Origin of the sequence: Vibrio sp. 10N.222.49.C9 (genome assembly GCF_041474985.1) — a bacterium.
Lineage (GTDB): Bacteria > Pseudomonadota > Gammaproteobacteria > Enterobacterales > Vibrionaceae > Vibrio > Vibrio crassostreae_C.
On record NZ_JBFRVD010000237.1, the window covers coordinates 1 to 301 of the forward strand.

1 protein-coding gene is annotated in these 301 nt (G+C 50.8%); it reads left to right on the forward strand.

The features are described 5' to 3' along the window. A partial coding sequence (locus AB4585_RS22930; RefSeq protein ID WP_372171109.1) for a sigma-E factor negative regulatory protein occupies positions 1-301 on the forward strand: 301 nt, incomplete at both ends.

Genomic DNA, 301 nt, shown 5'->3' on the forward strand with positions numbered 1-301 from the left:
CACTCAAACAAGGTTCAGCCAATGCTCGAAGAGCAACCTGCGCCGACTACGGCTAAAAAAGGCCTCCCTCAATGGCTAACCCAATTTGGTCAAGTAGCGGTCGCTGCTTGTGTATCCTTTGCGGTCATTCTAGGGGTTCAACAGTACGGTGGTAGTGTTGATGGACAGCCTTCACAGGTAGCGGAAACCCTTCCTGTTCTGCAGACTATCCCTATGGCGGGTAGTGTTGAGCCAGTAAGCTTAACTCGTGATTCTATGCGTGCAAAAACTGATGCGAACAAGGTTTCGCCACAGGATGAGC